General features: G+C 26.7%; 8 protein-coding genes and 1 pseudogene. 4 read left to right on the plus strand and 5 right to left on the minus strand.

The features are described 5' to 3' along the window. Positions 1–302 (plus strand): SWIM zinc finger family protein (locus KQ44_RS15095; protein WP_240516588.1); only part of this gene is annotated, 302 nt, incomplete at its 5' end. A gap of 149 nt (positions 303–451) precedes the next feature. Continuing rightward, positions 452–1,708: an SWIM zinc finger family protein gene (locus KQ44_RS09975; protein WP_240516589.1), complete on the plus strand. Its 1,257-nt coding sequence runs from the start codon at positions 452–454 to the stop codon at positions 1,706–1,708. Here KQ44_RS09975 and KQ44_RS09980 read toward each other — a convergent pair. Together KQ44_RS09980 and KQ44_RS09985 are read right to left on the minus strand one after the other, a co-directional pair. Further along, a complete protein-coding gene (locus KQ44_RS09980) occupies positions 1,701–2,462 on the minus strand; it encodes a transporter substrate-binding domain-containing protein (RefSeq protein WP_096737814.1) in 762 nt (253 codons plus the stop codon). The genes KQ44_RS09975 and KQ44_RS09980 overlap by 8 nt on opposite strands. A 109-nt stretch (positions 2,463–2,571) precedes the next feature. Beyond that, on the minus strand, positions 2,572–3,351 hold the full coding sequence (locus tag KQ44_RS09985) for a transporter substrate-binding domain-containing protein (protein WP_096737268.1): 780 nt from the start codon (positions 3,349–3,351) through the stop codon (positions 2,572–2,574). A gap of 204 nt (positions 3,352–3,555) precedes the next feature. Between KQ44_RS09985 and lepA the strand changes: the two genes are divergently transcribed. Further along, positions 3,556–5,367: a translation elongation factor 4 gene (gene lepA / locus KQ44_RS09990; RefSeq protein WP_020003751.1), complete on the plus strand. Its 1,812-nt coding sequence runs from the start codon at positions 3,556–3,558 to the stop codon at positions 5,365–5,367. A 421-nt stretch (positions 5,368–5,788) separates the two neighbouring features. Here lepA and hisB read toward each other — a convergent pair whose 3' ends face one another. Beyond that, complete coding sequence (hisB, locus tag KQ44_RS09995; RefSeq protein ID WP_096737269.1) at positions 5,789–6,388, minus strand: imidazoleglycerol-phosphate dehydratase HisB; 600 nt, start codon at positions 6,386–6,388, stop codon at positions 5,789–5,791. 104 nt (positions 6,389–6,492) lie between these two features. Between hisB and KQ44_RS10000 the strand changes: the two genes are divergently transcribed. Continuing rightward, a complete protein-coding gene (locus KQ44_RS10000; protein ID WP_096737270.1) occupies positions 6,493–6,885 on the plus strand; it encodes a hypothetical protein in 393 nt (130 codons plus the stop codon). Between the two features lie 83 nt (positions 6,886–6,968). Here KQ44_RS10000 and KQ44_RS10005 read toward each other — a convergent pair whose 3' ends face one another. Beyond that, positions 6,969–8,096 carry a glycerate kinase gene (locus tag KQ44_RS10005; protein WP_096737271.1) on the minus strand — a complete coding sequence of 376 codons (1,128 nt, stop codon included), beginning with the start codon at positions 8,094–8,096 and terminating at the stop codon, positions 6,969–6,971. 262 nt (positions 8,097–8,358) lie between these two features. Next, positions 8,359–8,891 (minus strand): annotated as a pseudogene (locus tag KQ44_RS10010) (hypothetical protein); the annotation flags it as partial.

Consider the following 8,891-nt stretch of genomic DNA (forward strand, 5'->3'; position numbering starts at 1 on the left):
ATAATAGATCAGTAAAAGATATTGATAATATTATAAATAATAACCCAGAAAAAATAAAACTTGAAGAAGCTGATAATAAAATAAAAGTTACAATAGATACAGGAGAGAAAATAGAAGTAACACTTAATGATGAAGATATAAAATCAAGCAAATGTACATGCCCATCAAAAGATATTTGCAAACATATTATAATGTCACTTTTATATATAGAACATTTTGATACAGAAAATAAAACAAATGATGATGTAGAAAAAATAATGATGATAATAAAGATAATACAGAAACAGAAGAAACAAACATAGTAAAAAAAGATGATGTAATAAATAATACATTCGATGAAGTCAAAAATATAAGTTTTGATGAAATTAGAAAATTAAGCACTAAAAGAAATTTTGAATACGCATTAGATAGGTTTTATGAAAATATTGAAGCAGATATTAAAGAAGATGCTATGCTTGAAATAAATATTCCAGAAGAAAATACAATTATTTATTTTCCTAAAAAAGACAGCATAAAAAAAGCAGTATGTTCGTGCAAAGATTCCTCACTTTGTGCTCATAAAATAATAGCAGTACTAAAATACAAAGAAATGTACGGAACTTCGGAAGATATAAAAGAAGAAGATAAAGAGATAGATGAAAATATTTTAAAATTCGCAAAAAGTTTTGTAGAAAATATATTTGAAAAAGGATTTTATTCATGCAGCGAAAAAGACTTTGATATATCAGAGCAATTAAGCGTAAAACTTCAGGTAAAAAATATGCCGGAAATAGCAAAGATGTTTAGAAGTATTGCTGAAAGTATTAATTCTATGATAAATAAACATGCTTCTTTTAATAAATTATTTGCATTTGCCACATTATCAAGACTTTACAATACAATACATGTAATAGAAAAAGCAAAAAAAGAAAATGATAATAAAACTGTAAAACTCCTAACTGGAGAAATTAGAAGCAAATATATAAACCGAACAAGCGGAGAGTTTTTAGGACTAGGTGCCTATCCTTGGATAAGTTCTACTGGATATTTAGGAGCTAGTGCTTATTTATATGATATTAATGCTAAAAAAGTATCCTTCTTTTCTTATGTCATACCAACATTTTATGATAATGCAAAAATATCATATGATGATGTTAGAAGCAATTACAGAAAAAAAATTCATTTTGAAAATAATATATCAATAGAAGAAATATCCAAACATAAATTTAAATTTATAAATTATAAAGTTAATAATGAAGAGAGAATATCATCAAGTAAAAAAACTTCATTGATACTAAATGACAGAATTAATTGTCAGCTTTTAGAAGAATTAAGAATATCAAAAAACAATGAAGAATTATTCGCTGAAAACTATAATGATATACTTAATATAGATTTTCAATATGACTACTTCAATAAAAATAACAGAGTAAAAATTATACTGGCAAAATTCCAAAAAATAGAAAATATAGAATTTAATAAAATAGAACAAATGCTTTATTTTGATATAGTAAACTACACAAAAGAAGATAATGAAGAGAGATTAACTCTAAATATAAAATATACATCAATTCATTCAAACTCAATCAAATATATAATGAATTATAAAAACTCAAAAATAGATAAAGATAAATTCATGCTATTAGAAAAAACTAAATATTATATACGTCCAATAAGCATAATAAATATTAATGCTGTTATCAACATATTTTTTGAAGATATTAATTAGTAGATAAATGTTTTTTTATAAGTTCATCATAATATCCGCTTATCATAATCTCCATTAGAGCTTTATTGAAAGTATTTAATAAAGCAGTATCTTCTTTTCTGAAAGCTATAGCATAATCTTCATCAGGATATTTTATTCCAGATACTATTTTTATATCATCATCATAAGCAGCAAAATGCTCGCATGTAGTTTTATCAAATAAAGCTGCATCTACTTTACCTACTTTCAAAGCAAGTATAATGCTGCTTCCCGTATCAAATCTTTCTATATTAATTCCATCTATCTTTGAAATCATACTGTCTGCCACAGTCCCTATTATTACACCAACATTTTTACCTATCAAATCTTCTTCTCTATTTATATTTGTATTACTCTTATCTACAATAACTGCCTGACTGGTTGTATAATATTTATCTGAAAAATTCACGATCTCTTTTCTCTCTTCTGTTACAGTCATTCCCGCTATAATAACATCAATCTTATGAGATTCTAAAGCAGGCATAAGTTCTTCAAACTTCATAGGATTGAAATTCATTTTCAAACCTGATATTTTTGATATTTCATTCATCAAATCATAATCAAATCCTCCTATATGACCATTAGACATATAACCGAAAGGATAATCATAAACATATATACCTACATTTACAGATATGTTAGTAATATTATTATCTATATTAGATGCAGTATTATTAGAACTATTAGAGCATGATACTAGTAAAATAATTGATACAATTAAAATTATTTTTTTCATCATTATTATTATTTCTTCCTAAAATAAATGTATATTAGATAATATAAAAGTAATTTATATATAAAAAAAGTCAAGCAATTTATTATCAAAAATACATAATGTGAACTCTTTAATTTAAATGCTTATATATTAATTGTTCATAAACTCCATTACTCATTATTGTATTAAGCCCTCTATTAATCTTTTCAAGCAAAACATTGTCATCTTTTCTTACCGCTATACCATAATCAAGTTCTGGAAATATAATATCTTCTGCTATTTTTATATCATTATCATATTTAATATAATTATTACATGTAACTCTGTCAAGCATAGCAGCCTCAATATTTCCAAGTTTCAAAGAAAGCAAAGTACTTCCTGCAATATCAAACCTTACAACATTAATATTATTAGAAGATGATATAATAGTATCAGAAATGGTATCTTTTATAACTCCAACATTCTTACCTATCAAATCATCAAATGTTTTTATATTATTATTATTTTTAAGAACAATAATACCTTGAGATGAACTGTAATACTTATCTGAAAAACTTACAAGTTTTTTTCTTTCTTCTGTAATGCTTATTCCAGCTATTGCAATATCAATTATATTGTTTTGCAAAGAAGCTATAAGTTCAGAAAACTGAGTTTGTATATATTCTAATTTTAAGTTTTCAGCCTTTGCTATTTCATTCATTATATCATAATCAAATCCGATTAAATTATTATTACTTAAATAAATCATAGGATAATCATAAACATATATTCCAACTCTTACAGCAGTTTCATTAGAATAATTATTATAGTATGTTTTTTTTGCTTCACCAATATTAGAATTGTTATCACATACTGAAAAAGAAATCAGAATAAATAATGCAGATAATACAAAAATAATTATTTTTTTCATAAATAAATAAGCATGCACAAATAAATATACATATAACAGGTATTTTTTATAAAATATAAAATTTTATAAAAAAGTCAAGCTATTTTTTTATAATATATATGTTAATATAGGCATAAGTAATGAATAAAAATCATTTGCAAAAACACACTCACTATATTATAATATATCATCGATATAATTATATTTTAAGGATATATTTTATAAATGTCATACGCTGAAAAAATTAGAAATTTCTGTATCATAGCACATGTTGACCACGGTAAAAGCACATTAGCCGATAGAATCATAGAGCATACCAAAGCAGTATCAAGCAGAGAGATGAAAGCTCAAATATTAGACTCTATGGATATAGAAAGAGAGAGAGGAATAACTATAAAAAGTCAAGCCGTAAAACTTTCTTATGAAGCAAAAGACGGAGAAGTATATACTCTTAATCTGATAGATACTCCAGGACACGTTGACTTTAATTATGAGGTTTCACGCTCACTTGCTGCATGCGAGGGTGCTATATTGGTAGTTGATGCTGCTCAGGGAGTAGAGGCTCAAACTATTTCTAACTTTTATCTTGCTTTTGAAAATAATTTGGAGATTGTACCTGTTATTAATAAAATAGATTTACCTGCCGCTAATATTGAACTTTGTAAAGAACAGATGGAAAAAGAGTTTGGAGTTAATAAAGATGATGTTGTACTTGCAAGTGCTAAAAATGATATAGGTATTGATGAAATACTTGAAGCAGTTGTTAAGATGATACCAGCCCCTAAAGACAATACTAATAAAAAAACTAGGGCATTGATATTTGATTCTTATTATGATCCTTTCCGCGGTGCTGTTATGATAGTGAGAGTATTTGACGGCTCTATTAAAAAAAATGATAAACTTCTTTTAATGGAAACTAAAGCAGAGTACGAAGTTGAAGAATGCGGTACACTTTTGCTTGGTCTTAAATCTGCTAATGAACTTAAAAGCGGAGAGGTGGGATACATTATTGCAGGCATTAAAAACATATCTGATATAAAAATAGGAGATACTATAACACTTGAAGAAAATCCTTCTGATGAGCCTTTAATAGGATACAAGGAAGTTCTTCCTATGGTATTTGCAGGTATATTTCCTGCCGAAGATGAAGATTATACAAGTCTTCAGAAGGCATTAGAAAAATTAAAATTAAATGACGCTTCTCTAGTTTATGAACCAGAACGCTCTATAGCTTTGGGATTCGGATACAGATGCGGATTTTTAGGACTTTTACATTTGGAGATTGTACAAGAAAGACTTGAAAGAGAGTTTAATCTCAATCTTGTAATAACTAGCCCTTCGGTAGAGGTAAAATTAAAACTAACAAACGGCGAAGAGAAAATTATTGACAACCCTGCGGATTTTCCTACAGCACAGTATATAGAAAAATGTTATGAGCCTTTTATCAATGCTCTTATAATAGTGCCTACCGATTATTTGGGAAACATTATATCTCTTTGTATAGACAGAAGAGGTACGCAGACATCATTAAATTATTTAGATGATAAAAGAGCAGAAATAAAATTTGATTTGCCTTTGATAGAAGTAGTGTATGACTTTTACGATAAATTAAAATCCATATCAAGAGGATATGCTTCATTTGATTATGATTTTTCAGACTTCAGAGAAAGCCAAATAGAAAAGATAGATATACTTGTTCATGGAGAAGTAGTAGATGCTTTATCATTTATGGCTCATAGAAGCAATGCTGAGAGTAGAGGAAGACAAATAATAGAAAAATTAAAACATCTCATTCCAAAGCATATGTTTCAGATTCCATTACAGGCTGCAATAGGAGGAAGGATTATTGCTCGTGAAAACATTAGTGCTTTAAGAAAAAATGTTACAGCAAAATGTTATGGAGGAGACATCACAAGAAAAAGAAAACTTCTTGAAAAGCAGAAAGAAGGTAAAAAACGAATGAAAGCTATCGGAAGCGTAGAGATACCTCAGGACGCATTCATAAGCGTACTTAAAACCGATGACAACAATAAATAGTTTTTATTATTATTTTATTTTTAAATATCTGGGGCTTTGATACGAAAACTGCAAATATTTAAAATTTTAAAAATTAATTTTGACAAATTGTAATTGTTTAGGTATATACTAAAAATTTTTAAGTTTCTCAATAATTAGTTTTTATGTTTTTATTATTCTTCGCGGACTAGCCCCCGAACCACCACTTCTTTTGCCGTCTGGTGCCCCAAAGAAGCAGGCACATCCCGCAGTTGCGAACGACTGCATTTTTTTACTAAAATATAGTTATTATAATACATTTTAAACTTATTTTATTAATACTAAAATAATACTTTATACTATTTATAAGTTATTATTACATTTATAAATAATTAAAATTTAGCAAATTATAGTTGTTTAGGTATACACTAAAAAATATAAAAGACAAAAACTTATTTACAGTTTATTTATTATTTTCAAGCATCCCCTTCGTAGAAAGAACTTCATCTTTATATCTTTCATCTATTTCGCAGGCTTGTGATAAAGCACGTGCCACACCTTTAAAAATGGATTCTATTATATGATGAGTGTTTTCTCCATGAAAAGTCCTTATATGCAAAGTAATATTCATAGAATTTATAAAAGCTGTAAAAAACTCTTTGACAAGCTCTGTGTCAAAATCACCAACTTTTTCATGTTTTAAATCGCTATCAAAGACTAAATGGCTTCTCCCGCATATGTCAACGGCAGTTAAAGTTAAAGCCTCGCACATAGGCATGCAGAAATTTCCATATCTTTTTATACCCTTCATATCTCCTAATGCTTCAGAAAAACATTTACCCAAAACTATGCCTACATCTTCAACAGAATGATGATAGTCTACATCTATATCTCCGTCACATATCACTTCCAAATCAAATCTTCCATGACGAGCAAATAAATCAAGCATATGATTAAAAAAACCTATTTTAGTATCATTTTTATATTTGCCTGTACCATCAATATTAAGTTTTATTTTTATTTTAGTTTCATTAGTATTTCTTTCTATCTCAGCAGCTCTCATAATTAAATATTCTCCGTTTATAATTGAAAATAATTATTAACACTTGATATTTATATCATTTTTAATATATTATTGCAATAATATAATTTAGGGTATTAAAAATTATGAATAAAGAAGAAGTAAGAGAAAAAATTTATAAAGACAAAAATATTGAAATATTAATAAAAGATAATACTGAAAGCTATTTAGATTTTGCTGTATTAAAAAAATATTCTGATAGTGCTTCTTCAGAATATGATTATATAGGAAAATACTCTCTTATAACAACAGAAGTATTTGAAAATGGATATGTTATTTCTGATATTCATATAAATGTTAATATGAAAGTATATGATTATATGAGTATAAATGATAATAAAAAAGAACGCTACATTGCATCAGATAAAAATTATTTTTTGGGATTAAAATTAAAGTTCATATTAAAAAATATAGATGATGATATAGAAGACATAGAAACAGGATATTTCAATGTATATGCTGTTGAAAATAATTTATAAAAGTTTTTTAATATCAATATTTTTTAATAAAAAGAGACCATAATAAAAAATATTATGCTCTCTTTTTTTATTTAAAAGTTAATCTATAAATTAATGCTTATAAATCGGCAGGCTCTTTCAGCTGCATCTTCTATTAACATTTTTGAGTTTTTTATAGCTTCATCAAGAGGCATGGCCCTTTTTAAAGCAGGCATAATTGATATAATACCAAAATCATAAACAGCCTCAGCACCATCTCTTATATCACCAACTATAGCAATTACTGGTATATTATTAGCCCTTCTTGCCACACCGACTGGTACTTTTCCTTTTTTTGTCTGTCCGTCAATAGCTCCCTCACCAGTTATAATAAGAGAAGCATCTTTTATATGATCATCAAAATCTATAATATCAAGAACAGCATCTATACCGCTTTTTAACTCAGCATTGCAGAAAGCCAAAAGTCCTCCTCCAAGTCCTCCTGCTGCACCTGCCCCTTCAATATAATCTATTTCTTTATTGAACTTTTCTTTTACAACACTCGCTATATTTTTTAGCCCATTATCAAGTATATCAAAACTCTCTTTTGTAACTCCCTTTTGTTTTCCGTATACAGCAGTAGCTCCGTTTTCTCCATAGAGCGTATTTTTCACATCGCATGCAGCACTTATTTTTATATCAAATATTCTTTTATCAACATTTCTATCATCTATATATTTAACTTTTATCATGTTCAAAGCAATAGCTTCAAGTTCATTATTATCCTTATCTAAAAATCTATACCCCAAAGCACTAGCCATTCCTATACCGCAGTCATTAGTAGCACTTCCACCTATTCCTATTAATATTTCTTTTATATTATTATTTAAAGCATCTTTTATAAGCTCTCCAGTTCCGTAAGTAGAGTATTTTAAAGGATTTCTATTTTTATCATCAACTAATGTAATACCAGATGCTTCAGCCATTTCTATAACTGCCTTATCTTTATTAATAATACCATATTTAGCTTCTACAATTTTTCCTTCAGGATTTCTTACTTTTATTTTTCTTATATTTCCTCCTGCAGCATAAAGTATAGAGTCAACAGTACCTTCTCCTCCATCAGCAACTGGTATCTTTTTTATTTCAGCGTTTTTAAATACTTTTAATACACCTTTCTCTATACATCTGCAAACTTCCATACTGCTTGCACTTCCCTTAAATGAATCTGGTATTATTATTATCTTTTTCATTATATTTCCTCTTAATTATAATTAATAATCACCATTATTTTATCATAAGTTTTATTTTTTATATTAGAATAAAATTTATTATGAACAAACTTATTTCATAATAATTAAGATATCATAATTATAAAACAGGTCTTATTAAACTTCAATATTAATTAAAAGTTATAGGACATATTAAATAAGAACGCTGAAATTCTCATTATCTCTAGTTAAACGTATATACTCTGTTGTATTAGTCATATCCATAGTACTTCTTTTACACCTATTATAAATATTTTAATATTAGATTCATAAGTATAAAGTAAAGCTCTACATCATATTTTTGATGATAATATTCCATAAACTGAAGTATAGAAAGAGATGTATAATTAAATAGTATCTCTATATTATCTATAGCCATCGCAATAGTATCAATGTCATTATTATTAATTATCTTTAAATACTGTATTTCTTTATGTTTATTAAAATCAAGCCTAACTGCCTTTTTTACTATGTCCTTATAGTATAGAAAATTATCTATATTGAAATTATCAAAATCTACATAATGCCTTTTTTCTGTACTTGATGAATATAAATGATATAGATCCGATTTTTCTATATTTTCAAATAAATATGTAAGAAAATTATTAATATCAGTTTTCACCGTATTACAATAATTATCATAAAATGTTATATCTTCATCATTCTGAACTAATTTCATTTCAGCAGTATTATTAAATATTTTTTGTTTTAATGCACTATCATTAGTATGGCTCTCTGATGAATAATTAAAAAGATTTAAAATAATTATTATAATCT

The sequence above is a fragment of the Brachyspira sp. G79 genome (assembly GCF_002379365.1).
Taxonomy (GTDB): domain Bacteria; phylum Spirochaetota; class Brachyspiria; order Brachyspirales; family Brachyspiraceae; genus Brachyspira.